This window comes from Oceanithermus profundus DSM 14977 (genome assembly GCF_000183745.1).
Classification (GTDB): Bacteria; Deinococcota; Deinococci; order Deinococcales; family Marinithermaceae; genus Oceanithermus; species Oceanithermus profundus.
Window position 1 is genome coordinate 710,189 of record NC_014761.1, and the last position, 24,280, is coordinate 734,468.

At 70.3% G+C, this 24,280-nt stretch carries 22 protein-coding genes and 1 pseudogene; 13 read left to right on the plus strand and 10 right to left on the minus strand.

Annotation, left to right across the window (positions count from 1 at the left end):
* Positions 1 to 4: 4 nt before the first annotated feature.
* Positions 5 to 1,165, minus strand: a complete 1,161-nt coding sequence (locus tag OCEPR_RS03560) for an acyl-CoA dehydrogenase family protein (protein WP_013457335.1) — start codon at positions 1,163 to 1,165, stop codon at positions 5 to 7.
* A gap of 147 nt (positions 1,166 to 1,312) precedes the next feature.
* Between OCEPR_RS03560 and OCEPR_RS03565 the strand changes: the two genes are divergently transcribed.
* From OCEPR_RS03565 to OCEPR_RS03575, 3 genes are read left to right on the plus strand one after another with little or no spacing between them, the layout of a single operon-like run.
* Positions 1,313 to 2,284: a TAXI family TRAP transporter solute-binding subunit gene (locus OCEPR_RS03565; RefSeq protein WP_013457336.1), complete on the plus strand. Its 972-nt coding sequence runs from the start codon at positions 1,313 to 1,315 to the stop codon at positions 2,282 to 2,284.
* Between the two features lie 10 nt (positions 2,285 to 2,294).
* A complete protein-coding gene (locus tag OCEPR_RS12225; RefSeq protein WP_013457337.1) occupies positions 2,295 to 2,789 on the plus strand; it encodes a DUF1850 domain-containing protein in 495 nt (164 codons plus the stop codon).
* Entirely contained in the window at positions 2,782 to 4,788 is a 2,007-nt protein-coding gene (locus OCEPR_RS03575) for a TRAP transporter permease (protein WP_013457338.1), read from the plus strand. The genes OCEPR_RS12225 and OCEPR_RS03575 overlap by 8 nt, the downstream gene beginning before the upstream one ends.
* Before the next feature lie 57 nt (positions 4,789 to 4,845).
* Here the strand turns inward: OCEPR_RS03575 and OCEPR_RS12230 are convergent, their stop codons facing one another.
* Entirely contained in the window at positions 4,846 to 6,669 is a 1,824-nt protein-coding gene (locus OCEPR_RS12230; RefSeq protein ID WP_013457339.1) for a M12 family metallopeptidase, read from the minus strand.
* A gap of 103 nt (positions 6,670 to 6,772) precedes the next feature.
* Between OCEPR_RS12230 and OCEPR_RS03585 the strand changes: the two genes are divergently transcribed.
* The 3 genes and pseudogenes from OCEPR_RS03585 (at position 6,773) to OCEPR_RS13145 (ending at position 9,754) form a co-directional block, all read left to right on the plus strand.
* Positions 6,773 to 7,972 carry an MFS transporter gene (locus OCEPR_RS03585; RefSeq protein WP_013457340.1) on the plus strand — a complete coding sequence of 400 codons (1,200 nt, stop codon included), beginning with the start codon at positions 6,773 to 6,775 and terminating at the stop codon, positions 7,970 to 7,972.
* Positions 7,973 to 8,004: 32 nt separating this feature from the next.
* Positions 8,005 to 8,766 (plus strand): cyclase family protein, encoded by a 762-nt coding sequence (locus OCEPR_RS03590; protein WP_013457341.1) that lies wholly within the window; start codon positions 8,005 to 8,007, stop codon positions 8,764 to 8,766.
* Positions 8,767 to 9,037: 271 nt separating this feature from the next.
* Positions 9,038 to 9,754: pseudogene (locus OCEPR_RS13145) on the plus strand (fumarylacetoacetate hydrolase family protein).
* On the opposite strand, the gene wecB reads toward OCEPR_RS13145, so the two are convergent.
* The 4 genes from wecB to OCEPR_RS03615 form a co-directional block, all read right to left on the minus strand.
* On the minus strand, positions 9,723 to 10,868 hold the full coding sequence (gene wecB / locus OCEPR_RS03600; protein ID WP_013457342.1) for a non-hydrolyzing UDP-N-acetylglucosamine 2-epimerase: 1,146 nt from the start codon (positions 10,866 to 10,868) through the stop codon (positions 9,723 to 9,725). The pseudogene OCEPR_RS13145 and the gene wecB overlap by 32 nt on opposite strands.
* Positions 10,865 to 11,962, minus strand: coding sequence for an MraY family glycosyltransferase (locus tag OCEPR_RS03605; RefSeq protein WP_013457343.1), 1,098 nt, complete (start codon positions 11,960 to 11,962; stop codon positions 10,865 to 10,867). The genes wecB and OCEPR_RS03605 overlap by 4 nt, the downstream gene beginning before the upstream one ends.
* A gap of 67 nt (positions 11,963 to 12,029) precedes the next feature.
* Complete coding sequence (upp, locus tag OCEPR_RS03610) at positions 12,030 to 12,656, minus strand: uracil phosphoribosyltransferase (protein ID WP_013457344.1); 627 nt, start codon at positions 12,654 to 12,656, stop codon at positions 12,030 to 12,032.
* A 10-nt stretch (positions 12,657 to 12,666) separates the two neighbouring features.
* A complete protein-coding gene (locus OCEPR_RS03615) occupies positions 12,667 to 13,518 on the minus strand; it encodes a phosphotransferase (RefSeq protein WP_049773492.1) in 852 nt (283 codons plus the stop codon).
* A gap of 46 nt (positions 13,519 to 13,564) precedes the next feature.
* On the opposite strand from OCEPR_RS03615, the gene OCEPR_RS03620 reads away from it, so the two are divergent.
* The gene (locus OCEPR_RS03620; protein ID WP_013457346.1) at positions 13,565 to 14,689 is read left to right on the plus strand and encodes a radical SAM protein; all 1,125 of its coding nucleotides are present in this window, start codon (positions 13,565 to 13,567) and stop codon (positions 14,687 to 14,689) included.
* Here the strand turns inward: OCEPR_RS03620 and OCEPR_RS03625 are convergent.
* Together OCEPR_RS03625 and OCEPR_RS03630 are read right to left on the minus strand one after the other, a co-directional pair.
* Positions 14,683 to 15,744 (minus strand): hypothetical protein, encoded by a 1,062-nt coding sequence (locus OCEPR_RS03625; RefSeq protein WP_013457347.1) that lies wholly within the window; start codon positions 15,742 to 15,744, stop codon positions 14,683 to 14,685. The two genes, OCEPR_RS03620 and OCEPR_RS03625, sit on opposite strands and share 7 nt — an antisense overlap.
* Positions 15,745 to 15,752: 8 nt before the next feature.
* Positions 15,753 to 16,250, minus strand: a complete 498-nt coding sequence (locus tag OCEPR_RS03630) for a putative dsRNA-binding protein (RefSeq protein ID WP_013457348.1) — start codon at positions 16,248 to 16,250, stop codon at positions 15,753 to 15,755.
* A 95-nt stretch (positions 16,251 to 16,345) separates the two neighbouring features.
* On the opposite strand from OCEPR_RS03630, the gene OCEPR_RS03635 reads away from it, so the two are divergent.
* From OCEPR_RS03635 to OCEPR_RS03660, 6 genes are read left to right on the plus strand one after another with little or no spacing between them, the layout of a single operon-like run.
* The gene (locus OCEPR_RS03635; protein WP_041553991.1) at positions 16,346 to 16,996 is read left to right on the plus strand and encodes a response regulator transcription factor; all 651 of its coding nucleotides are present in this window, start codon (positions 16,346 to 16,348) and stop codon (positions 16,994 to 16,996) included.
* Positions 16,993 to 18,006, plus strand: coding sequence for a M20/M25/M40 family metallo-hydrolase (locus OCEPR_RS03640; protein WP_013457350.1), 1,014 nt, complete (start codon positions 16,993 to 16,995; stop codon positions 18,004 to 18,006). The genes OCEPR_RS03635 and OCEPR_RS03640 overlap by 4 nt, the downstream gene beginning before the upstream one ends.
* A complete protein-coding gene (locus tag OCEPR_RS03645) occupies positions 17,987 to 18,283 on the plus strand; it encodes a hypothetical protein (RefSeq protein ID WP_013457351.1) in 297 nt (98 codons plus the stop codon). The genes OCEPR_RS03640 and OCEPR_RS03645 overlap by 20 nt, the downstream gene beginning before the upstream one ends.
* Before the next feature lie 29 nt (positions 18,284 to 18,312).
* On the plus strand, positions 18,313 to 19,158 hold the full coding sequence (locus OCEPR_RS03650) for a hypothetical protein (protein WP_013457352.1): 846 nt from the start codon (positions 18,313 to 18,315) through the stop codon (positions 19,156 to 19,158).
* A 24-nt stretch (positions 19,159 to 19,182) separates the two neighbouring features.
* The gene (locus OCEPR_RS03655; RefSeq protein WP_013457353.1) at positions 19,183 to 20,940 is read left to right on the plus strand and encodes an ABC transporter ATP-binding protein; all 1,758 of its coding nucleotides are present in this window, start codon (positions 19,183 to 19,185) and stop codon (positions 20,938 to 20,940) included.
* Complete coding sequence (locus tag OCEPR_RS03660) at positions 20,940 to 22,748, plus strand: ABC transporter ATP-binding protein (protein WP_013457354.1); 1,809 nt, start codon at positions 20,940 to 20,942, stop codon at positions 22,746 to 22,748. Before OCEPR_RS03655 ends, OCEPR_RS03660 begins: the two co-directional genes overlap by 1 nt.
* Here OCEPR_RS03660 and OCEPR_RS03665 read toward each other — a convergent pair.
* Positions 22,745 to 23,158 (minus strand): YbaN family protein, encoded by a 414-nt coding sequence (locus OCEPR_RS03665; RefSeq protein ID WP_049773494.1) that lies wholly within the window; start codon positions 23,156 to 23,158, stop codon positions 22,745 to 22,747. The two genes, OCEPR_RS03660 and OCEPR_RS03665, sit on opposite strands and share 4 nt — an antisense overlap.
* Before the next feature lie 28 nt (positions 23,159 to 23,186).
* Positions 23,187 to 23,948: a fumarylacetoacetate hydrolase family protein gene (locus OCEPR_RS03670; RefSeq protein WP_013457356.1), complete on the minus strand. Its 762-nt coding sequence runs from the start codon at positions 23,946 to 23,948 to the stop codon at positions 23,187 to 23,189.
* Positions 23,949 to 24,280: the final 332 nt, after the last annotated feature.

Below are 24,280 nucleotides of genomic sequence, written 5' to 3' on the forward strand. Positions count from 1 at the left end.
GGGTTCAGGTGAGGGCGTTCTCGCCGGTGACGTCGCGGCCCAGGATCAGGGTGTGGATGTCGTGGGTGCCCTCGTAGGTGTCCACGGTCTCCAGGTTGAGCATGTGGCGGATGGCGTGGTACTCGACGGTGATCCCGTTGGCGCCCAGGATCTCGCGGGCCAGGCGCGCGCTCTTGAGGGCGACGCGGACGTTGTTGCGCTTGGCCAGGGAGACGTGGGTGTGCTTGAGGGTGCCCGCGTCCTTCATCTTGCCCAGCTTCCAGGCGAGCAGCAGCCCCTTGGTGTGTTCGCTCAGCATGTAGACGAGCTTGTCCTGGATCAGCTGGCGGGCGGCGATGGGGCGGCCGAAGGTGATGCGGCTCTTCGAGAACTCGAGCGCCTCGGTGTAGACGGCCTCGAGCGCCCCCAGCACCCCCCAGGCGATGCCGTAGCGGGCCTGGGTGAGGCAGGAGAGCGGCGCCCGCAGGCTCCCCGACCCCGGGAGCAGCTGGTCCTTGTGCACGCGCACGTCCTCGAGCACCAGCTCGCTGGTCACGCTGGCGCGCAGGCTCATCTTGTGGTGGATCTCCGGCGCCGAGAAGCCCGGGGTGTCGGTGGGGACGATGAAGCCCAGGATCTTGCCTTCCTCGTCCTTGGCCCAGACGATGGCGATCTGGGCGATGGAGCCGTTGGTGATCCACATCTTGGTGCCGTTGAGGACGTAGTGGTCGCCGTCCTTCACGGCCTTGGTCTTCATGTTGCCGCCGGGGTCGGAGCCGCCGTCGGGCTCGGTGAGGCCGAAGGCGCCGACGATCTCGCCCGCCGCCAGCTTGGGCAGGTATTCCCGCTTCTGTTCCTCGGAGCCGTAGGCGTAGATGGGGTACATGACCAAAGCGCCCTGGACGCTGGCGAAGCTGCGCAGGCCCGAGTCGACGCGCTCCAGCTCGTACATGATCAAGCCGTAGGCGTTGGCCGAGACGCCCGCCGCCCCGTACTCCTCGGGTAGGTTCGAGCCCAGGAAGCCCATCTCGCCGAAGGCGCGCACCAGGTGGCGGGGGAACTCGCCCCGCTCCCACCAGTCGCGGATGTGGGGCATGACCTCGGCGTCCAGAAACTTGCGGGCCGCTGCTTGAACTTGCCGTTCTTCGGGGCTGAACAACTCCGTGACCTGGTAGTAGTCGAGCATCACGAACCTCGCTTCCTAGCCCCAAGCATACGGAGAGCCCCCGCGCCTGGCAAGGGAACGGCGTCCGCCCGGCGCCCCCGCCGGGGCTTTGACAAGCCGCATAAAGATACGTACGATGTAGGCGGACAGGATACTCGGGAGGTGTATATGAAGCTCACGCGTGGACTCGTTGTACTGGCCCTGTTGCTAGCCGTGGGCCTGGCCTTCGGTCAGGTCAAGCGCATCTCGCTCGCCACCGGCGGTACCGGTGGCGTTTACTACCCCCTGGGCGGCGGCATCGCCCAGATCTGGACCGACTACGTCCAGGGCGTCGAGGCCAGCGCCGAGGTGACCGGCGCCTCGGTCGAGAACGTTCGCCTGGTGGCGGGCGGAGAGGCCCAGGCGGCGCTGGGCACCAGCGGCGTGGTCGTGCAGGCCTACAAGGGGGAGGGCAAGTTCAAGGGCAAGCCCCAGCCCATCCTCGCCATCGGGGCCATGTACCCCAACGCCTGGCAGTTCGTGACCGTGGCCGAGACCGGCATCAAGAAGATCGCCGACATCAAGGGCAAGCGCGTCTCCACCGGCGCCCCCGGTTCGGGCACGGCGGTGATGACCCGGGCCATCCTCGAGACCCTCGGCTTCAAGCCCGGTAAGGACTTCAAGGAGTTCCGCCTCTCCTTCGCCGAGCAGGTTTCGGCCCTCAAGGACGGCACCATCGACGTCGGCTCCTGGTCCGTGGGCCTCGGCCCCGGTTCGCTGGTCGACCTCGCGACCACCCGCCAGATGGTCCTCATCTGCATGACCCCCGAGGAGCAGGCCAAGGTCTCGGCGGAGAACCCCTACTACAAGCCGTTCACCATCCCCGCCGGCACCTACAAGGGCGTCGACTACGACTGCCTGACCGTGGGCACCCCCAACGTCCTCTTCGTGAACGCCGACGAGGACACCGAGCTCGTCTACCAGCTCACCAAGGCGCTCTTCGAGCACGTAGACGAACTGGGCCAGATCCACCCCGCGGGCAAGACGATCAGCCCCGAGTACGTGCTGAAGGCCACCCTGATCCCGCTGCACCCCGGCGCGATCAAGTACTACGAGGAAATCGGCCTGACCGTGCCCGACCACCTGAAGCCCGCCAAGTAACCGACCTGCGATGAACAGGGCCCCCGCTGCGCTCGCCGCCTTGGGGGCCCTGCTGTTGTTCCTCTGGTTGGCCTGGCCGGTCACGGTGCTGCAGGTGGGCATCGAAGGGGTCGGGCCGCTCTTCTTCCCGGTACGGGAGGGGACCGTGGTGGAGCTGAGCTGGGTGCACTCGGTGTCGGCCATCCCCGTGCGCGAGGTCTTCCGGGTGGCGGGCGGCGAGCTCTGGCTCGAGGAGACCCACAACCCCTGGTTCGCCGCGGGGCTGGGCGAGATCGCGGGCCGCGGCCGCACCGTGGCCGAGGCCGACCACGGCGTGGCCATCGTCGACATCCACGAGCGCGCCGAGGGCATGGCCCTGCGCATCGGCAGCCCCGAGATCCACCACACGGTGGCGGTCGCCGGCGCGCGCTGCGACCTCTCCCGCCTGGCCCCGCACAAGCGGGCGGTCTTCGAGGTGCTGACCCTGCCCCGGGTCTACACGTTGCGAGGAGTACGCTGTGAGTGAACCTGAAAACCGCAAGAACGTGCTGGGCGCCCTCTTGGCGGTGGTCGCGCTGCTGCTCGTCGCCTTTCAGATCTACACGGCGGGCTACGCGCCCATGACCGCGATCTTCCAGCGCTCGATCCACCTGACCTTCATCCTGGTGCTGCTCTTCCTCTCCACGCCGGTGAGCCGCCGCTGGCCTCCGGCGCTGCGCTGGCTGGTGGACGGCGTGCTCGTCGCGGCCAGCCTGGCGATCGGCGGCTACCTCTACTTCAACTACGACGCGATCATCGACCGCTTCGGCTGGTGGGAGCCGAGCGACGTCTACCTGGGCATCGTGGCCATCGTGCTGGTCCTCGAGGCCACCCGCCGCGCCATCGGCTGGCCCATGACGATCATCGCCGCCCTCTTCATCGCCTACGCCTACTACGGTCCGCACATGCCCGGCGTGCTCGCGCACAAGGGCTACGGCACCGAGCGCCTGGTGGGGCAGCTCTACCTGACGACCGAAGGGATCTTCGGCGTGCCCCTGGGGGTGGCCGCGACCTTCGTCTTCATCTTCATCCTCTTCGGTTCGCTGCTCGAGGCGACCGGCGCGGGCAAGTTCTTCATCGACCTGGCCTACGCCCTCGCCGGCAAGAGCCGCGGGGGCCCGGCGAAGGCGAGCGTGGTGGCCAGCGCCTTCATGGGCTCCCTCTCGGGTTCGGCGATCGCCAACGTGGTCACCACCGGCGCCTTCACGATCCCGCTCATGAAGAAGCTGGGCTACAAGCCCGAGGAAGCCGCGGGCGTGGAGGCGGCGGCCAGCACCGGTGGGCAGATTATGCCGCCGATCATGGGGGCGGGGGCCTTCCTGATCGCCGAGTACACCCAGACGCCCTACCTGACCGTCGTCAAGCTCTCGATCGTCCCCGCGATCCTCTACTTCCTCACCGTCTACCTCTTCGTGGACCTGATCGCGGCCAAGCGCGGCATGCGCGGCCTGCCGGCCAGCGAGCTGCCCCCGGTGCGCAAGGTGTTGATTGAGGGGTGGCACTACCTGATCCCGCTCTTCATCCTCGTCTACTACCTCTTCAAGGGCGTGAGCGCGATGAAGGTGGGTTTCATTGGTGTGCTGGCCATCGTCCTGGCCAGCAACCTGCGGCCGCGGCCGGGCAGCCCCGGGGGCCGGCTCGTGCACCTGGCGCTGCACCTCGCGGCCATGGGCTACCTGCTCTACATCGGCTTTCAGCCGAGCCACGGCTTCGCGCTCTGGCAGTTCTACCTGGTGGTGGGGATGGTCTTCGCGAGCAGCCTCAGCCCCTACAGCCCGCTCAACCTGCCCCGCTTGCTCGAAGGCCTGATCGCCGGAGCCACCGCGGCCATCCCGGTCTCCGTGGCCACGGCCGCTGCGGGGATCGTCGTCGGGGTGGTGGGCCTGACCGGGGTGGGCCTCAAGTTCAGCCACCTCGTCGTTTCGGCTTCGGGCGGCCACCTGCTGCTGGCGCTCCTCCTGGTGGCGGTCGCCAGCCTGGTGCTGGGGATGGGGCTGCCGGTCACGGCCTCCTACATCGTGCTCGTCGTGCTCGCCGGACCGGCGCTGCAGGACCTGGGGGTGGCGCTGATCATCGCACACCTGATCGTCTTCTGGTACAGCCAGGACTCCAACGTCACCCCGCCGGTGGCGCTCGCGGCCTACGCCGCCTCGGGCCTCGCGGGCACCGACGCCATGCGCGCGGGGGTGCAGGCGTGGAAGTTCGCCAAGGGCCTCTACCTGATTCCGCTGCTCATGGTCTACGCCCCCGGCATCATGTTCGTGGGTTCGCCCGGGGAGATCGCCTTCGACCTGTTGCGCGGCCTGCTGGGGCTTTGGGCTTTCGCGGCGGCTTTGGAGGGGTACCTGTTCCGCGAGGCACGGTTCTACGAGCGCCTGCTCCTGGGCGCCGCGGGCGTGGGCCTGTTCTGGCCGATCTTCGAGGTCAACCTGGCCGGATTCGCGTTGCTGGCCCTGGCGGTGGGGCTGGGGCGGCGGAAGGTCTGAGGGCCGGAACGGACGGACCGCCCCCGGCCGAACGGCCGGGGGCGGTCCCGCGGCGGCTCAGATGAGCTGATTGACGGTGATCTGGACCGTGGCGATGCGGGTGTTGCCGTCGGAGTCGGTCACGACGAAGCTGATCACGTGGGTGGTGACCGCCTTGCCCCCTTCGGCGTAGAGCTTTACGGTCAGGTTGTTTCCCGCACCCAGAAGCTGGTCTCCGCTCGCGGGCGCGCCCGGCTGGACGTCGCCGCGATTGGTGTACCACTGGCCGGTCAGGGGGCCGTCTTCGGCGTCGCTCGCCGTTCCTGCGAGCGCGATCTGGTAGTACCGTCCGTTTTCGTCGCTGCCGTTCGTCCAGACGTTGAGGTCGCCGCTGGGGCTGGTGATCGCCACTTGGGGCGGCGTGTTTGTGCAGGCCTCTACGGTCAGGTCGATGCTGTCCGTGGCTTGGGTTCCGTCGGCGTCGTCCACCCGGGCGATGAAGCGCACCGTGCCGGTATCCGTGAGCGTGTACGTGGCGGTCGCGGTGTTGGGGGCGAACTGGATTCCCGCCAGGATGTCGGTGGGGTCGGGGTCGTAGATCCAGTCGATGCGGTCGTTCACGTTGCCCGACTCGAAGTAGGGGGCGGTGTCGGCGTCGCTCGCCAGGGCCCGCAGCGTTACGGTCTCGTTCCGGCAGTAGGGCCCGGTGCTGACGGGCTGGGTGATGGCCACCGTCGGCGGGACGTTGCTCAGGGTCACGGTGGTCGAGCTCGCCGTTACCACCTCGCCCGATATCACGACGCTTGCGGTGACGGTGTGCGGTCCCGCCGTCAGACCGAGCAGGCTTGACGTGGCTGTGGTCGAGGCGGGGTCCCGGTCCATGGGGGTTCCGTCCAGGGTGAACGTCAGGTAAGGGAGGACGGCGCGGGTTTCCTGGTCGTCGCGGCCGAAAGCGCTGACGTAGAGCCGTTGATCGCGGGGAACCGGGGTGGTCGGGGCGGTGATCGACAGTTCGGGACGGTAGATCGTGAGGATGCCGAGAACGTCCCCGTCGCTCAGCCCGCTGCGCTGACCCAGCCGGTCGCAACCGACGGCGGGATCGAGCGGTTCGATCGTCCGCCCCGCTCCAGGCTTGGCGAAGGCCCGGCAGGGGTAGTGCATGATGGAATCGTAGTCGTAGGGTCCGATGGGGAAGAAGTTGAAGATCCAGAAGTTCGCGCCGTCGGATTTTTCGAAGTTGTGCTTCTTGTCGTCTTCGATCCGGTCCCAGTTGATTCGCACGAAGTCGTTACGATCGTCTCGCCCCTGTTCGTGGGCAAACCCCAGCGCATGGAGGGTTTCGTGGACGAAGCTGCCCCAACCGAACCCCCTGTCGTCGCAGTCTACGTCGGGCACAGCCGAATACCACGCCTGGTTGTTTCCGATCTCGGCGGAGCAGGAGCCCTCGACGCGGTTGTAGACGATGCGCTCGCCCGAATCGCGCTCCCTAAAGGAGAGGTTGGTCTTGGCCTCGATGTGGTCCAGAGCCCTGAGGACTTTGTCGCGGAAAGAGGTGCTGCTGCTCGTGATCTCGTAATAAACGATGCGCCCGGGCCAGCGGTCGCATTCGTCGTCCCGGTAGTCGCAGCTGTTGGCCAGGGGGGAGGCCCCTCGGGCCAGGCTTGCTTCGAAGGCGTCCAACGGGCCAAGGATCATGTCGCCCTGCCAGATCACCAGTCCGTCCTTCACGGTGGCGGTGAACCGGCTCCCGTCGGGAAGCGTGAACGTTCGCACCTCTCCGGGGACGTTGGGTTTGTACTGTTCCGTCACGTTGGGTTCAGGGCCGCCGCCCGAGCCGGGTTGCGGCGCGGAACAGCCCGCCGCCAACAGGGCCAACAAAAACAGCCAGCGTGTCCTCGTCATGGTCTCACCCCTCTGCCCAGACTTTAGAAGCAGGGGCGTTACCCGAGCGTTACAGCTGGCGTAAAAAATGACCGGTCGGTCAGTTTTGCGGTAGGCTGGAGGCGTGTCGGCGCTCGAGCTGCTTCGCGACCCCCACTACCGCAACTACTGGATCAGCCTCTTCGTCAGCCAACTGGGCACCTGGATGCAGTCGGCCGCCCAGGCCTGGCTGGTGATCGAACTCACGGGCTCGGCCGAACGGCTGGGCCTGGTCGTGGCCTTGCAGTTCGCCCCCTCGTTGCTCTTCAGCCTGCCCGCGGGCGTGCTGGCCGACCGCTGGCCGCGCCGCACCCTGCTGCGCATCACCCAGGGCAGCATGGCCGCGCTGGCGCTGGCGATGGCGGCGCTGCTCTTCGCGGGCCAGATCACCTACGGCTGGGTGCTCGTCTTCGCCACCCTCTACGGGCTGGCCAACGTCTTCGACCTGCCTACGCGCCAGGCCTTCACGGTGGAGCTGGCGAGCCGCGAGCGCTACCCCGGTGCGATCGCCCTCAACTCCTTCAGCTTCAACGTCGCGCGCCTGGCGGGCCCCGCGATCGCCGGCCTGCTGATCGCGCGGCTGGGGATGGGCTGGGCGTTCTTGATCAACGGGCTGTCCTTCTTTCCCATGCTCGTCTTCCTCAGCGTGGTGCCGGTGGGGCTGGCCGCCGCCGGCGCACGGGGCAACCCGCTGGCTCAGCTGGCCGCGGGCCTCGCCTACGTGCGCCGCACCCCCGAGGTGCTCTCGGCGATCGTGCTGATCTTCTGGGTGGGCACCTTCGCCATCAACTTCCAGACCCTGGTGCCCGCCTACGCGCGGTTGGTGCTGGGCCTGGGCGCCGAGGGCTACGGCGGCATCATGAGCGCCATGGGCGCGGGCGCCCTCGTGGGCGCGGTGGGCCAGGCGCTGGCGCGCGGCTTCAACCCCCGGCGCATCGACTACGGGGTGGGCGTGCTGGTGGCCGCCCACCTGCTGCTCTTCCTGCCCCTCGGTCCCTGGGTGGTGGCCGCGGTGATGGGGCTCGCGGGGTTGGGGATGGTGCTCACCCTCGTGGGCACGAACACCCTGATCCAGACCGCGGTGCCCGACGACCTGCGGGGGAGGGTGATCTCGATCTACATGCTGGCGCTGCTCGGTTCCGGGCCCCCGGGTTCGTACCTCACGGGCTGGCTCATGGACGTGCTGGGCGGCCGCGCCGCCGCGGGGGCGCTGGGCCTGCTGGCCTTCGCCGGCTGGGCCGGGGTGCGCACGTGGGCGGCGCGCCGGGCCCGCGCTTCGTGGTAGGCTGCCCTCAAACCCGCTTGGGGAGGGTAAACATGCCACGATTCATCGACTTGTCCGCGGCGATCGCGAACAGCCCCGAAGGTACCCCCGAGTTCTTCCGGACCGAGATCCAGTACGCGGACCACACCGCCGGCGCCGGGCAGATCCAGGCCCTCTTCGGGGTGCCGCCCGAGCTGCTGCGCGACGGCGAGGGGTGGGCCGTCGAGACGATCACCCGGCTTGGCACCCACGACGCCACCCACGTGGACGCGCCCTACCACTACAACAGCCGCATCGCCGGCGAGCCCGCGGCCACGGTGGACCGGTTGCCGCTCGAGTGGTTCTTCGCGGACGGCGTGGTGCTCGACATGACGGGCCGCGAGCGCGGACAGGCGGTCGAGGTGGCCGACCTCGAGGCCGAGCTTGAGCGCATCGGCTACACCCTCAAGCCGCTCGACATCGTACTCGTGCGCACCGGCATGGACGCCTTCTACGGCCACCCCGACTACTTCCTGATGGGCCCCGGCGTCAGCCCCGAGGCCACCCGCTGGCTCTTCGACCGGGGCGTGCGGGTGATGGGCATCGACGCCTGGAGCTGGGACGCGCCTTTGGACCTGCAGGCGGAGGCGGCGCTTCGGGAAAAACGCCCCGGCGTCTTCTGGGCGGCGCACCAGGCCGACCTGCCCTACGCCCAGATCGAGCGGCTGGTCAACCTGGACGCGCTGCCCCCCTTCGGTTTCAAGGTCGCCGCCTTCCCGCTCAAGATCGAGCGCGCCAGCGCCGGACCGGCGCGGGTCGTGGCCATCCTCGACTAGGGGGTGGGCGATGCGGCTGAAACGACTGCGGCTCGAAAACGGCGAGGCCAGCGTGGCCGCCTGGCACGAGGGCGGCTGGTACCCCCTCGCCCCCTTCGAGGCCGAACTGGGGGCCGCGGCCCGCGACCTGCTCGCCTTCCTCGCCGGGGGCGAGGCGGTGCGGGCGCGCGCTGTGGAGCTGCTGGACCGCGCCCGGCGGGAGGGCCGGCCCCCGGAGCCGGCGCGCGCGGAGGCGCTCTTGCCCTTCGAGCCGACGAGCTTTCGCGACTTCATGCTCTACGAGGCCCACGCGATCGGCGCCACCAAGGGCTGGCTCAAGCGCTTCATGCCCCGGGCCTACCGCTTCGTCCAGCTCTACGAGCGCGTCACCGGCCGCCCCCACGCCAAGGTGCGGCCCTCGGCGCTGTGGTACCGGCGGCCGATCCACTACCTCGGCAACCCCCGGGCCTTCCTCACCGAGGGGGCCGAGGTGCCCTGGCCGGGCTACACCCGTGCGCTCGACTACGAACTCGAGCTCGGCTTCGTGCTGGCGCGGCCGCTGCGCGATGCGGACCCGGACCGGGCCCTCGCGGCCATCGGGGGTTTCTTCGTCATCAACGACTACTCCGCCCGCGACGTCTAGGCCGCCGAGATGCGCTCGGGCTTCGGGCCGGTCAAGGCCAAGAACTTCGCCACCGGCATCGCCGCCGAGGTGGTGACGCCCGACGAGGTGCTGCCCGACTGGCAACGGCTTGGGGGACGGGTGCGGCTCGATGGCGAGGTCGTCTGCGAGGGCGCGGCGGCCGGGCCCCGCTTCGACCTGGGCGAGGCCGTGGCCTACGCCTCGCTGGGCGAGCCGCTCGAAGCCGGCGCGGTGCTGGCCACCGGCACCTTCCCGGGCTGCTCGGCGCTCGAGTGCGAGCGCTGGCCCGAACCCGGCCAGGAGGTCACCGCCGAGATCGACGGCGTGGACCGGATCACCCAGCGTCTGGGCCGGCCCCCGGGCTAGGCGCCCAGTCGTCGGGCCGCGGCCCCAGCCCCAGGCGCCAGGCCACCGCCGCGGCCACGCGGCCGCTCGCGCGGCCGTCGCCGTAGGGGTTGGGGGCGGCGGCCATGCGGGCGCGCAGGTCGGCGTCCTCCAGCAATGCACGCACCGTACGCTCGAAGCCTTCCGGTTCGTTCCCGGCGAGCCGCAGGATGCCCGCGGCCACCCCCTCGGGGCGCTCGGTGACGTTGCGCGCCACCACCACGGGCACGCCCAGGGCCGCCCCCTCTTCCTGGAGGCCGCCCGAGTCGGTGACGATCAGCGCGCTCGCGGCCAGCAGCGCGGCCATCTCCGAGAACTCCAGGGGCTCGAGCAGCACGAAGTTGGGCAGGCCCGCGAGCACCGGCCGCACCGCCTCGCGCACCACCGGATTCTTGTGCACCGGGTAGACGAAGGTGAACTCCGGGTGCGCCCGCGCGGCCCGCGCCAGCGCCGCGGCCAGCTCGGCGAGCAGGGGCCAGTTCTCGCGCCGGTGCAGCGTCACGGTCACATAGGGACCGGGGGGCAGCCCCCGGGGCGGGCGGCCGCGGCCGGCGGCGAAGCGCACCGCGTCGATGCCCGTCTGGCCGGTGACGACGACGCGCGCGGCGTCGAAGCCCTCGGCGCGCAGGTTCTCCGCGGCCCCCGGGGTGGGGGCGAGGGCGAGGTCGGCGAGGACGTCGGTGAGGCGGCGGTTGGCCTCCTCGGGGAAGGGTTCGTCCAGCCGCCCGCTGCGCAGCCCCGCCTCGACGTGGCCCACGGGCACGCCCTCCAGGAACGCGGCCCAGGCGACCGCGAAGGTGGTGAGGGTGTCGCCGTGGACGAGGACGTAGTCGCTCTCCAGCTCCACGAGCGCCCGCGCCGCCGCGGGAACGATGCGTCCGAAGAGGTCGGGCAGCCGCTGGCGCTCGGTCATCGCCTCGAGGTCGCGGTCGGCCGGCACCTCGAAGACGGCGAGCGCCTGCTCCAGTTGCTGGCGGTGCTGGCCGGTGAGCAGCACCCGCACCCGCAGGTCGCCGCGGGCGACGAGGGCGCGGTGCACGGGGGCCATCTTGATGGCTTCGGGCCGGGTACCGAAGGCCAGGGTGACGGTCTTCACGAACCCCTCCGGGCCGCGCGGCGGCGGCGCCAGCTGGCGAAGGCGAGCAGCAGGGCCGCGCCCGCGGCGCTGGTGAGCGTGACGGTCCAGCTCATCCCCTGGGCGCGCATGGCCGCGGTGCCGCTCGCCAGCGTCAGCCCCCAGAGCACCACGGCGACGCGGTGCTGGTCGAGGCCGCGCGCGAGCAGCCAGTGGTGCAGGTGGTCCTTGCCGGGGTGGGCCAGCGGGTTCTTGCGCACCGCCAGCCGCCGCAGCACCACCTGGGTGGTGTCGAGGATGGGGATGGCCAGGAAGAGCGCCGTGGGCACCAGGGCCCAGACGGTGCTGATCTTGAGGTTGCCCAGGATCGCGGTGGCGGCGAGCACGTAGCCCAGGAAGTAGGCGCCGGCGTCGCCGAGGATGATGCGGCTGGGATGGAGGTTGTGGCGCAAAAAGCCCAGCACCGCCCCCGCCACCGCGGCGAGCAGCAACGTGGCCGCGGCGCGGGCCTCGAACTGGGCGCTGGCGGCGAGCAGGAAGACCGCGGTGATCAGGCTCACCCCGCCGGCGAGGCCGTCCACCCCGTCGAGCAGGTTGACGGCGTTGGTGATGCCCACGATCCAGAGTACGGTCAGGCCCAGCGAGAAGGCGGGGTCGACGGGCGAGCCGAAGGTGGCGTCGATGCGCACGCCTCCGGCGTAGAGCAGCAGCGCCACGGCGACCTGCACGGCGAGGCGGAAGAGGGCGGGCAGCTCGTACTGGTCGTCGATGAAGCCAAGGAGGACCATCAGCGAGCCGCCGAAGAGGATGACGAGCAGCTTGAGCAGCACGTCGTCGAGCACGGTGGGGCGCAGCAGCAGCGCGAAGATGAGCGCGAGCACCACGCCGCCGAAGACCGCCAGCCCGCCCACGTTCGGCAGCGGCGCGGTGTTGAGGCGGCGCTCGCCCGGCAGATCGGCCCAGCCGACCCTGAGCGCGAAGCGCACCAGCCCCGGCACGCTGCGCCAGGTGACCGCCGCCGCGACCAGGAAGGTGAGCACGACGGTCCACCAGCCGCGGCCCAGGGGATCGGCGATCCCCAGGGCGTTCAGGTAGCGGAGGAGGAGTTCGGGCATGGGCGGTTCGTGGTTCGTGGCGCGTGGTTCGCCTTGGACTACGTACTACGCACCACGCACCACGTACTCACTTCGTTCCATAAATCCGGTCGCCGGCGTCGCCCAGACCGGGGACGATGTAGCCCTTTTCGTTGAGGCGCTCGTCCACCGCGGCCACGCAGATGTCCACGTCGGGGTGGGCCTTCATGACCCGCTCGATGCCCTCGGGGGCGGCGATGATGCTCATCAGCTTGATGTGGGTCGCCCCCTTCTCCTTGAGGACGTCGAGGGCACGGACCGCTGAGCCGCCGGTGGCGAGCATGGGGTCGGTGAGGAAGATGCGGCGCTCGGCGATGTCGAGCGGCAGCTTGGCGTAGTACTGGGTGGGCTCGAGCGTCTCCGGGTCGCGGTAGAGGCCGATGTGGCCCACGCGCGCCGCAGGGATGAGGCGCAGGATGCCGTCCACCATCACCAGCCCCGCGCGCAGGATGGCCACCAGCGCCAGCTTCTTGCCCGCAAGCACCTTGACCCGGGCCGGGGCCACGGGCGTTTCCACGACGGTCTCCTCGAGTTCGAGGTCGCGGGTGGCCTCGTAGGCCATGAGCATGCTGACCTCCGCCATGAGTTCGCGGAAGTCCTTGCTGCCGGTGTTCTTGTCGCGGATGAGGGCCAGCTTGTGCTGCACCAGGGGGTGGTCGACCGTGGTTACCTTCATCTACCCCAAGCTACCACGGGGTGGCCGGAAACGCGTGCAAGGCGCGTTCGATGCGCGGCAGCTTGTCGGCCAGGGCCGCTTCGAAGCCGGCGGGTTCCTTCTCGCGGAACCAGTGCAGGTCGTGGAGCAGGGTCAGCGGGATCCAGATCCGCAGCCGTTCCCAGACGCCCCCCGGGTCGGGGTAGCAGCGCACGATCTTGCGCAGGGCCTCGAGGCAGCGTTCGTGCGGCAACAGCCCCAGGCTGCCGGTCGTCAGGATGGCGAGGTCGCGCGCGGGGTCCTCGGCGCCGGCGCGGCTCCAGTCCACGACCAGCACCGCCCCGTCACGGGCGACGAGGACGTTGCCGGCCCAGAGGTCGTTGTGGGCGAAGACGCGCGGCACGCCGGCGAGCCGGGGCAGCCGGGGTTCCAGCGCCTCCAGCGCCCGCGCCGCCGCGGGCACGCCCGCGAGCGACTCGCGGAAGCGCCGCCAGCGCGCCTGGATGGGCTCGAGCCGGGTCCGGCCGGGCTCGGGCAGCCGGTGCAGCCGCAACAGGAAACCCGCGAGCTGGGCGAGCGCCCGCGGCCCGAAGCGTTCGGGCGTGAAGGGGCGGCCGGGGAAGCGCCGCAGCACCAGCGCGGCGTACCCCTCGAGCCGGTGGTCGCTCCAGACGGCTTCCACCCACGCGCCCAGCCCCGCGCGCGCCAGGTTGCGCGCCTCCAGCCGGGGCAGGTGGCGCTCGTGGGGGCCGTAGATCTTGATCACGCGCCCGTCGGTGAAGAAGACGCGCGCCTCCTGACCCTCCGCCGCCGGGTGCAGCGGGGTGCCCAGGGCCGCTTCGAGGCGCTTCACGACGTAACCCGGCACGTTCAAGGTGGCCACCCGACCATCATAAACGCGCCTGGGGCTGGGATTACAATACGTCGGTATGCGCGCCGAGTGCCGCGAGGCCTCCACCCTGATCCACCCCGACCCCCGGCACGTCCTCAGCTTCGACCGCGAGGGGCGGCTCTACACCTTCTACGACGACGGCATCCTCTACAAGCGCGCCCTCGACAGCACCCTTCACTGGCGCCGGCGCGCCCCGGGGGGGCCGCGCGAGCGCGGGGTGCTGGACCCGGAGGAGGCGCTCGAGGTCTTCGCCCGGGTGCAGGCGCACGCCCGCCGCGCCGCCGAGCTGCTCGAACCCGACTGCGCCGCCCGCGTGGAGCGTGAGATCCTGCCCTGGACGCCCGAACGGCTCGCCGCCGAGCGCGAGCGCTTTTCCGCCGTCTACCGGCCCATCGCCATCCTGCCGCCCGACCAGTACTTCTCCATCGTCGTCCAGGCCACCGAGGGCTGCACCTGGAACAAGTGCACCTTCTGCAGCTTCTACCAGGGCCGGCCCTTCCACGCCAAGACGCCCGAGCGGCTCAGGGCGCACGCCGAGGCGGTGCGCGGCTTCCTGGGCCGCCAGCTGCTGCTGCGCCGCGGCGTCTTCCTGGCCGACGGCAACGCCCTGGCGCTTTCGCGCGCGCGCCTGCTGCCCATCTTCGAGGCGGTGCGCGAGGTCTTCCCCGGACGCAGGATCTACGGCTTCGTGGACCTCTACAGCGGCGAGCGGCACGACCCCGCGGACTGGGGCGAGCTGGCCGGGCTGGGGCTCGAGCGCGTCTACGTGGGCATGGAGACCGGCCTCGACGAGCTGCTGGCCTTCCTCAACAAGCCGGGCTCGGCGGCCGAGCTGGTGGCCTTCGTGCGCGAACTCAAGGCCGCGGGGCTGAGCGTGGGGCTGATCGTGATGGTGGGGGTGGGGGGGCGCGCCTACCGCGAGGCCCACGCCCGGGCGACGCTCGAGGCGCTGGCGCGGATGCCGCTCGACCGGGGCGACCTCGTCTACCTCTCGCCCTTCGTCGAGCACCCCGATTCGGTCTACGCTCGCGAGCGCGCGGCGGCCGGGCTCGCGCCCATGCCCTGGGAGGCGATCGAGGCCGAGACCGCGCGCCTCGCGGAAGCGGTGCGCCGGCTGGGCGTGCGCGCGGCGCGCTACGACATCCGCGAGTTCGTCTACTGAGCCTCGTCCTTGCCGAAGAGGGTCACGCTCATGGCCAGGCCGAAGTAGAGCACCACGGCCACGGCGCTCAGGAGACCGCCCCACAGGCGCATCGGCTGCGCCAGCAGGTAGTCGCCGAGGATGCGCGCGAGAAGCGCCGCGTGCAGGAGCGCCAGCGGCAGGTACATGGCGGGATGGAAGCGGATCTTGAGGCGCAGCACCGCGGGGAAGATGACGGGGGCGTGGCCGAAGACCATCGCGAAGGTGAAGCCCACGAAGACGGCGTGCAAGGGGCCGTCGTACCCCGGGCCGGCCGGCGGCAGGCCCGCGAGCAGCATCCAGGCGCCGCCCACCAGCAGCCAGACGTAGCCGGTGAGCAGGCTCACCCCCATGAACTTGTGCACGCCCTCGCGCTTCAGGTTGACCCAGGCGATGTCGAACTTGAGGAGCCAGACGCCTTGGAGCAGGAAACCCAGCCCCACCCAGCGTTCGGCGTGGAAGATCCCCAGCGTGGCCAGGACCAGCCCCGCGAGGGTGAGCAGCGTGACCGCGATGAAGCCGCGGATGGCGGCGGCGGGCTTGGGCACGAAGCGCGAGAGTTCGAGCCGCTCGCCGGCCACGATGAAGACGATGAAGGCCATCCACCAGAGGCTCGTCACCTGCGGCGGGGCCGTGCGCAGCCAGAACACGTCGCCCAGCAGCAGGGCGAGCGCCCCCAGGCCCATGACCAGGGTGAAGTCGGCGGGTTGCAGCCGGTAGATGTAGACGGCCACGGCGACGTAGAAGGCCGCGCCGGCGGTGAGCACGAGCTGCACCCAGCGCAGGTCCAGCCCCGCCAGGAAGCCCACGCCGCCTAGCGCCATCAGCACCGGACCCACGTAGGTCCAGGCCTTGTTCAGCCCCACGGCCCGCTCGAGCGCGATCAGCGTTCCGAAGAAGGCGGCCACCATCAAAGGGCCGTGCTGTCCGGCGAGGCCGCCCGCGGGCAGCGCCCAGCCGAGCCGCACCACACCGGCCCAGAGGCCGGTCACCATCAGCACCACCGACGTCACCAGCAGGCCTACGCGCAGAAACATGTCCGGTCCTACCTCGCTTCCTGGCCCAGCTCCTCGAGCAGGGCCTTGTAGACGTCGCCGGCGAAGCGCGCCAGCTCCTCGCGCACGTCGCGCCCCTTGAGCGACTGCGGCAGGCGGGCGTCGGCGATGCGCAGCGCTTCGGCCAGCACCTCGGGGTAGACGGGCCAGCCGCCGGACGCGGCTTCGACGGGCGCCGCCGTTTCGGGCTCCGCCGCGTTGCGTTCGCCCTCGCCGCCGCCGCTTCGGGGTTTGCGCCGGCGTTTGCGGTTCTTCGTCTGGGGCTCGCCGTGGGTGCGCCGCAAAAGCTCGAGCGCCAGCTCCGCGGCCACCTTCTCCGCCTCGCGCTTGCTGCGCCCCTGGCCGGTGGCGAGCAGTTCGCCGTTCAGCGAGACGTCGCTGATGAAGAGGGGGTCGTCCTCGGTCCCGGTGCCCCGGGTCTCGAACTTGGGCAGCGGCAGGTTCTTGCTCTGGCAGTAGGCGTTCAAGGCGGATTTGGGATGCGTCACGGTGAACCTCGTTGGCGTGGAGTTTCCGCCACCTCGGGCGGCCGAGCGTATTCTAGCACGCACGTGCGGGGGCGTTTCGTTTTACAATGAACGGGATGATTCGAATCCTGATAGCCGACGACCACTCCCTCTTCCGCCAGGGCCTGCGCTCGCTGCTCGAGGCCGAGGGGGACCTGCGGGTGATCGGCGAAGCCGCGAGCGGGCGCGAGGCCCTCAGGGCCGCGCTCGAGACCCGACCCGACATCGTGCTCATGGACATCCAGATGCCCGGGCTCGACGGCGTCGAAGCCACCAAGGAGATCCTCAAGGAGTTCCCCGAGGCCAAGGTGATCATGCTCACCATGTACCGTCAGGACGCCTACGTCTTCGAGGCGGTCAAGGCCGGCGCGCGCGGCTACCTGCTCAAGGACGTGGACGCCGAGGCCCTGGTCGACGCGGTGCGCCGCGTCAACGAGGGCGAGGTGCTGCTCGACGCCGAGCTGGCCGAGCAGATCATCCACGACTTCCGGGCCAAGCGCGACGTGCTGCCCCAGGCCCACCACGCCGACCTCACCGACCGCGAGGTGCAGATCCTGCGTCTTCTGGCCCAGGGGGCGACGAACCAGGAGATCGCCGACGAGCTCGGCATCTCGGAGAAGACGGTGCGCAACCGGCTCTCCGAGATCTTCTCGAAGCTGCACCTCAACAACCGCACCCAGGCTGCGCTGTACGCGATCCGCGAGGGCCTGGCCGACATCGAGGAATGACCCCTCAAGACTTCCTGCGCCGCTTCGGGGCGGTGGCCGGGGACGAGGCCAGGGCCGACTTCCTGGCCGAGTTTTTTTCCGACCGGGGCGAGCGCCCGATCCGTGACGAAGAGGGGAACCTCTGGGTGGGGGAGGGGCCCGTCGCCTTCGCCGCCCACATCGACACGGTGCTCACCCCCCGGCCGCTGACCTTCGAGTCCGAGCGCTGGTGGGGACCGGCCGTGGGCGACAACTCCAGCGGCGTCGCCGTGTTGGCCACCGCCTGGTCGCGGGTTCCCGAGGGGGCGACGCTCGTCTTCACCGTGGGCGAGGAAGGCCTGGGCAACCTGCGCGGCGCCCGCGCCTTCGTGCGGGCGCGCCGCCCCGAGGTTTTCGTGGCCGTGGACGGCTACCTGGGCAACCTCGTAACCCGGGCGCTGGGATCCGTGCGTTTCGAAGTCCGCTTCACCGGGCCCGGCGGCCACTCCTGGGGCGACCGCAGCGCGCCCAACCCCGCTTGGGCGCTGGGGCGGCTCATCCGCGCGGTGCAGGCGCTGCCCTGCTGCGAGCGGGCCAGCCGCAGCGTGGCGCGGGTCTGGGGCGGCGAGGCCATCAACGCCATCCCCCGCGAGGTCGGCTTGGCGCTGGACGTGCGCGCGACCGAGGAGGGGCTGCTCGCCGAAGCGGAGCGCGAGGTGCGCACCCGCGCCATGGAGGCGGCCCAGCTCGAGCGGGTCCAGGCCGAGATCGCCCTTTTGGGCCGCAGGCCGGCGGGTTCGACGGTCACCGAGGCCCTGCGCGAATGCGCGCTGCAGGCGGCCGCGGCCACCGGCGTCGCCGCCGAGGAGGGCGTGGGTTCGACCGACATGGCCGCGGCGGTCGAGGCGGGCGTACCGGCGATCACGCTCGGGGTCTACCGCGGCGGCGGCGCCCACACCGAGGCCGAGTGGGTGGATCCCGCCTCCCTCGACCAGGGGGCGGCCTGGTTGCGCGCCTTTTGGAGGTGTCTGCGTGGAAGCGCTGCTGCGTAAGCTGCAGGAAGACGGCGTCTACTACGTCGCCCAGACGGGCGACGCCGAGGGCGTGAGCTACGCCACCGTCGAGCTGAACGGCGAGCTCTTCATGTACGCTTTTTCCAGCGCGGAGGCCGCGCGGCCGCTCGCCGAGGCCGTGGGCGGGCGGGTGCACTGGCACCCGGTGCTGGCGGAGGTCTTCGAAGCCTTTCCCGAGGAGCTCGCGGGGCTCGTGGTGGACGTGGACCTGGAGACCGGCGAAGGCTGGTTGCTGCGACCGGACGAGGTGTCCTGACGCGCGGCTTGTGGTAGGTTGGGGGTTCGATGCGCCTAGGATTGGTCGACACCTGGATGAGCGAGCGGTACCTGCCCTTCTGGCGGGCCTACCTGCGCGGGCTGGGCGCCGAGTTGCTCGAGCCGCGGCTGCCGGTCAGCGAGGCGCTGGCGCGGCTCGAGGAGCCCTGGCCCCGTCCCGCTCGGCTGCTGGCGGCGCGCGTGCTGGAGCTGAAGGCCCGCGGCGCCGAGGCGATCCTCGTGCCCGAGGCGGTCGGCGAGAGCCCGCGCGGCACCGGAACCTGCCCCTGGGCGGTGGATCCGGCGAGCATGCTCGAGCGCGTCCTCCCCGGCCTGCCGCCGCTGGTGCGCGTCCCCCCCGAGCTCGCGGAGGGCGTTTTGGGCCTGGCGGCGCGCATCGGCCAGGAGCTGGTGCAGAACCCCCAGGAGGTCCGCCGCGCCCTCGACCGCACCCGCCAGCTGCTGAAACCCTACAAGCCCCCCGCCATGCCCCGCGGCGCGCGCCTACTGGGCCTGGCGGCGATGCCCTACCTGCTCGGCGACGAGCGCCTCTACCCCGAAGTGCGGCAGGCCGCCGAGGCCGCGGGGTGGACGCCGGCGCGTCCCGACGCCAGCCCCGAGCGGCTGCGCGAGGAGGGGGCGCGCACGGGGCTCAACATCGACCTGCCCACCGATCTGGAGTTCGCCGGTGCGGCGCACTACCTGGGCCGGCTCGGCCGCGTGGACGGGCTGCTGCTCGTCGTCTGCGACCACTGCCCGCCCGAAGAGCGGCTGGCGCGCAGGCTCGCGGCGGCCACGCCCAAGCCCGTGGCCGTGCACGTCCTCGGCGAGGACCCTCAGGCGGCGCTCGAGCGTATCCAGAAAGCCGCCCGCTAGCCCGAAGCGAGGAAGGGGCGTAGAATGGCGGACGTGAAAACTGACCGGTCAGTACTCTCGTTCGTGCGCGGCATCCTGCCCTTCGCGCGCCCCTACCTCTGGAAGTACGCGGTCGGTCTTACCTTCGGTCTGCTCGTGCAGTTCGGCGTCATCCTCGGCCCCTACTTCATCCGTCGCGCCATCGACGCCATCGGCTCCGGCGACGGCGGCTACGTCTACTGGGCCGCGGGCCTGATCGGCCTCTGGGGCGTGATCGCCGTGCTCAGCTGGGCGCAGCGCCGCCTCAGCGTCGTGGCCAGCCGCGAGATCGAGTACGAGATCCGCAGGGCGCTCTTTCACAAGCTGATCCACCTCGACTTCTACTTCCACGCCCGCGAGCGCGTGGGGGACCTGATGAACAAGCTGAACACCGACCTGAACGCGGTGCGCGAGTTCCTGGGCCCCGGCCTCAACATGGGCTGGCGCATCGCCTGGTTCCTGGTCATGGCCGCGGTGGCCATGTTCCTGGTCAACGCCACCCTCGCCGCCTGGATGCTCGTGGCCGTGCCGCCGGTCTTCTTCGTGATGCGTTACCTGCTCTCGCTCATTCACCGGCGCTACCGGGCGGCCCAGGAGGTCTTCGACAAGATCAGCACCTTCGCCCAGGAGAACTTCTCGGGAATCCGCGTGGTCAAGGGCTTTGCGATCGAGGACCGGGAGACCGCGCGCTTTCAGGAGCTAAACCGGCAGTACATCGCCCGCAGCCTGGCGCTGGCGCGCGTGGAGGGGCCGCTGCACGCGATGATGAGCCTCCTCATGGGGGCGGCGGCGGTGCTCGTCCTCTGGCTCGGCGGCGGGATGGTCGTGCGCGAGCAGATGACGCTGGGCGAGTTCGTGCAGTTCAACACCTACCTGCTGCAGCTCTCCTGGCCGATGCTGGGCCTCGGTTGGGTGATGGGGCTGTGGCAGCGGGGCCTGACCAGCTGGGTGCGCCTGGACGAGCTCTTCCAGGCCGAGCCCCGGATCGCCGACGGCCCCCAGACCGACTTCAGCATCCGCAGCTACGCGCCCGAGGTCCGTTTCGAGGACGTCCACCTCGAGCTGGGCGGGCGGGAGGTGCTCTCGGGCCTCACCCTCACGATTCCCGCGGGGCGCACGCTGGGCGTCACCGGCCGCACGGGCAGCGGCAAGACGATGCTCGCGCGCCTGATCCCCCGCATCCTCGAGCCCACCCGCGGCCGCGTCCTCGTTGGTGGCCACCCGATCGAACGCGTCCCCCTCGCGGTGCTGCGCGGGCGCATGGCCGGGGTGCAGCAGGAGCCCTTCCTCTTCTCCGAGACCATCGCCGAGAACATCGCCTTCGGGCTGCCCGAGCTGGACATGGAGCGGGTCGTCTGGGCCGCCAAGCTGGCGGGCGTGCACGACGACATCATGGCCTTCCCCGACGGCTACCAGACGCTGTTGGGCGAGCGCGGCGTCACCCTCTCGGGCGGCCAGCGCCAGCGCGTGGCGTTGGCTCGGGCGCTGGCCAAGAAGCCCGACATCCTCATCCTCGACGACGCCATGAGCGCGGTCGACACCGAGACGGAGGCGCGCATCCTCCAGGGCCTGCGCGAGGTGCTGGGGCGGCAGACCACGGTGCTCATCAGCCACCGCGTCTCCACCCTGGCGCACGCCGACTGGATCGTGGTCCTCGAGGACGGCCGCATCGTCGAGGAGGGCACCCACGAGCAGCTCCTCGCCGCCGGGGGGCACTACGCCGAGCTCGAGCGGATGCAGCGCCTGGAAGCGGAGGTGGGCTAGTGCACGAAGACGAGGCCTTCAAGAAATCCTTCGATCCGCGCCTGGCCCGCCGCATCCTGCGCTACACCTTCCCCTACTGGAAGGTCGTGCTGGTGGCGCTCGTGGCGCTGATCGTCACCACCCTGACCGCCAACGTCTTTCCGCTCATCCTCAAGTACGCCATCGACCACGCCCTGGTGCCCACCCAGGTCACCGAGCTGGCCGAGCGTTACCGGGTCCTGCTGCTGGCGAGCGCCCTCTTCATCGGGGTGCGGATCGTGGACTTCGCCGCGCGCTACACCCAGACCTACGCGCTGGCCTGGCTGGGGCAGCACGTCCTCTTCGACCTGCGCAGCGACATCTTCCAGAAGATCCAGCGCCTGCACCTGGGCTTCTTCGACCGCACCCCGGTGGGCCGCCTGCTCACCCGCATCACCTCCGACGTCGACGCGATCAACAACTTCATCACCGGCGGGCTGGTGGGTTTCCTGGCCGACTTCTTCATGCTCGTCGGCATCATGGGCTTCATGCTCTACCTCAACTGGAAGATGGCGCTCATCACCTTCGCGGTGATGCCGCTCCTGTTGTGGGTGACCACCCGCATCCGCATCGGCATGCGCGACGCCTACCGGCTCATGCGGCTCAAGCTGGCGCGGGTCAACGCCGCGCTGCAGGAAAACCTCTCGGGGGTCGAGACCACCCAGCTCTTCGCCCAGGAGGACCGCCAGGAGCGCCGTTTCGACGCGGTGAACCGCGAGCTGCGGGACGCCTGGATCCTGGTCATCTGGTGGTTCTCGATGTTCTACCCGATCGTCAGTTTCCTGGGCGAGGCCACCGTGGCCGCGGTCGTCTGGTTCGGGGGCGGGGCGGTGATCCAGGGGGCCATCACCTTCGGCCTGCTCGTCGCCTTCCTCGACTACGTGCGCAACTTCTTCCAGCCCATCCAGGACATGTCCGACAAGTTCAACATCTTCCAGGCGGCCATGGCCTCGGCCGAGCGCATCTTCAACCTCCTCGACACCCCGGAAGAGGTCACCGACAAGCCCGACGCGCTGCCGGTCGAGCGCTTTCGGGGCGAGATCCGCTTCGAGAACGTCTGGTTCGCCTACAAGGCCCCCGGCGAGGAGGTGGCCGAGGACGAGTGGGTGCTGCGGGACGTCAGCTTCCACATCCGCCCCGGGGAGAAGGTGGCGCTCGTGGGGGCCACCGGGGCTGGCAAGACGAGCACCGTCAGCCTCATCGCTCGGTTCTACGACGTTCAGAAGGGCCGGGTCATGATTGACGGCCACGACGTGCGCGACTACCGCCAGCGCGACCTGCGCCGGGCGATCGGCATCGTGCTACAGGACCCCTTCCTTTTCTCCGGCACGATCGAGTTCAACCTGCGCCTGGGCGACGAGCGCATCCCCATGGAACGCCTGGTCGAGGTCTGCAAGTTCGTGGGGGCGCACGACTTCATCGAAAAGCTGCCCCAGGGCTACCAGACCGTGCTCACCGAGCGCGGCGGCGGGCTCTCCACCGGGCAGAAGCAGTTGATCGCGCTGGCGCGGGCGGTGCTGCACAACCCCGACATTTTGCTGATCCTCGACGAGGCCACCGCGAGCGTGGACACCGAGACCGAGCGCCAGATCCAGCGGGCGATGGCGCGGGTCATGGAAGGGCGGACCTCGATCATCATCGCCCACCGACTCTCCACCATCCAGGGCGTGGACCGCATCCTCGTCTTCCGCAAGGGCCGCATCGTCGAGGAGGGCAGCCACGCCGAGTTGCTGGCCGCGGGCGGGTACTACGCGCGGCTCTACGAGCTGCAGTACGCCGAGGCGGGCTAGCGGCGCTCGGGCGCTTCCTGGGCGCGCGGTTTGATGCGCTCGAGCGTGGGCCGGGTGTGCACGAAGAACATCCCGTAGGCCATCAGCGCCACCGAAGTCCAGGCGGCCCAGCGGGGGGCTTCGGAGAAGAAGAGCAGGTAGAAGGCGGTGAGCGCCACGGTAACGCTGGCCAGGACTTTCCCGCGCCGGGGGATGGCCTTGTGCCGTTTCCAGTCGCGGGCGGCGGCGCCGAACCAGCGGTGGTGGTAGACGTAGCGGTACATCCGCTCGGAGCCGTTGGCGAAGGCCCAGAGCGCCAGCAGCACCAGCGGGGTGGTCGGGAGCACCGGGAGCACCACCCCCAGGGCGGCGAGCCCCAGGAAGACGAACCCCAGGAGGTTGAAAAGCCAGCGCTTGGCGGAAGGTTCCATCGTGCGGCCCATTCTATACGAGGCGGGGCTAGACGATCGTTACCTCGAGCGCCCGCCCCACCCCTTCGACCTCGACGCGGACGCGGTCGCCGCGCGCCAGCGGGCCCACCCCGCTGGGCGTGCCGGTGAGAACGACGTCGCCGGGCTCGAGCGTCATGAACCGCGACACGTAGCTGATCACGCGCGCCACCGGGAAGATCATCCGCTCGGTGCTCGCCTCCTGACGCAGCTCGTCGTTCACCCAGGTGCGCACCGCCGTGGCGTTCGGGTCCAGCTCGGTCTCCAGCACCGGACCCAGCGGCAGGAAGCCGTCGGCGCTCTTGGCGCGGATCCACTGCAGGTCGCTCTTCTGCTTGTCGCGCGCGGTCAGGTCGAGGGCGTTGGTGTAGCCCAGCACGAAGCCAAGCGCCTCCTCCTCGCTCACGTTCCGGGCGGTCTGTCCGATGACCGCGGCCAGCTCGCCCTCGTAGTGGAGCTCTTCGGTCCAGTCGGGGTAGGCCACCTCGGCCCCCGAGGGCACCAGGGTGTTAGGGGCCTTGAGGAAGAGGCCGGGTTCGGCCGGCAGGTCCTCGCCGAAGTCGTGCCCCATCTCCTTGATGTGGTCCGCGTAGTTGCGGCCCACGCAGACGATCTTGCTGGGCTCGGCAGGCGGAAGCACCTCGAGCTCGCGGATGGGGTAGACCTCGCCGGCGGGCTCGCCGTCCAGTTTGCGCATGGGGGTCACGTGGTCCTCGCCCATCAGCCAGCCCCATTGCACCCGCCCGTCTTTGCGGAAACGAAGCATCTTCATGGCTTCGATGGTAACAGAAGGGGGTGCCTGGTACGTAGTTCGTGGTGCGTGGCAGCAGCCCTGGCCTGTGGCCCGTGGTGGACCCGTCGGCGGCAACGGGAAAGCAGGGGGTGGGAGGTGGGAGGTAGGAGGTAGGGTTTCCGAAAGTACGGCCGAACGAGTTCCAGGCCGATGCGGTCATTTGAAAAATCGTTCCCGCACCCCACTTCCCACGTCCCACATCCCGGCGAGGCCGATCGATCGGGGCCCGGGCCACGCCACGACGCTGCGGTTGGGTTGCTGCGCGATCAAAGCCCTTCCCTTGGGGAGAGCCGGGGTGGGGGTTGTCGGCG

Bases quoted from the DNA above. Each gene is read 5' to 3' on its own strand.
- OCEPR_RS03560 (WP_013457335.1), bottom strand. From the start codon at position 1,165: ATGCTCGACTACTACCAGGTCACGGAGTTGTTCAGCCCCGAAGAACGG.
- OCEPR_RS03565 (WP_013457336.1), top strand. From the start codon at position 1,313: ATGAAGCTCACGCGTGGACTCGTTGTACTGGCCCTGTTGCTAGCCGTG.
- OCEPR_RS12225 (WP_013457337.1), top strand. From the start codon at position 2,295: ATGAACAGGGCCCCCGCTGCGCTCGCCGCCTTGGGGGCCCTGCTGTTG.
- OCEPR_RS12230 (WP_013457339.1), bottom strand. From the start codon at position 6,669: ATGACGAGGACACGCTGGCTGTTTTTGTTGGCCCTGTTGGCGGCGGGC.
- OCEPR_RS03590 (WP_013457341.1), top strand. From the start codon at position 8,005: ATGCCACGATTCATCGACTTGTCCGCGGCGATCGCGAACAGCCCCGAA.
- OCEPR_RS03605 (WP_013457343.1), bottom strand. From the start codon at position 11,962: ATGCCCGAACTCCTCCTCCGCTACCTGAACGCCCTGGGGATCGCCGAT.
- upp (WP_013457344.1), bottom strand. From the start codon at position 12,656: ATGAAGGTAACCACGGTCGACCACCCCCTGGTGCAGCACAAGCTGGCC.
- OCEPR_RS03620 (WP_013457346.1), top strand. From the start codon at position 13,565: ATGCGCGCCGAGTGCCGCGAGGCCTCCACCCTGATCCACCCCGACCCC.
- OCEPR_RS03625 (WP_013457347.1), bottom strand. From the start codon at position 15,744: ATGTTTCTGCGCGTAGGCCTGCTGGTGACGTCGGTGGTGCTGATGGTG.
- OCEPR_RS03635 (WP_041553991.1), top strand. From the start codon at position 16,346: ATGATTCGAATCCTGATAGCCGACGACCACTCCCTCTTCCGCCAGGGC.
- OCEPR_RS03640 (WP_013457350.1), top strand. From the start codon at position 16,993: ATGACCCCTCAAGACTTCCTGCGCCGCTTCGGGGCGGTGGCCGGGGAC.
- OCEPR_RS03650 (WP_013457352.1), top strand. From the start codon at position 18,313: ATGCGCCTAGGATTGGTCGACACCTGGATGAGCGAGCGGTACCTGCCC.
- OCEPR_RS03655 (WP_013457353.1), top strand. From the start codon at position 19,183: ATGGCGGACGTGAAAACTGACCGGTCAGTACTCTCGTTCGTGCGCGGC.
- OCEPR_RS03665 (WP_049773494.1), bottom strand. From the start codon at position 23,158: ATGGAACCTTCCGCCAAGCGCTGGCTTTTCAACCTCCTGGGGTTCGTC.
- OCEPR_RS03670 (WP_013457356.1), bottom strand. From the start codon at position 23,948: ATGAAGATGCTTCGTTTCCGCAAAGACGGGCGGGTGCAATGGGGCTGG.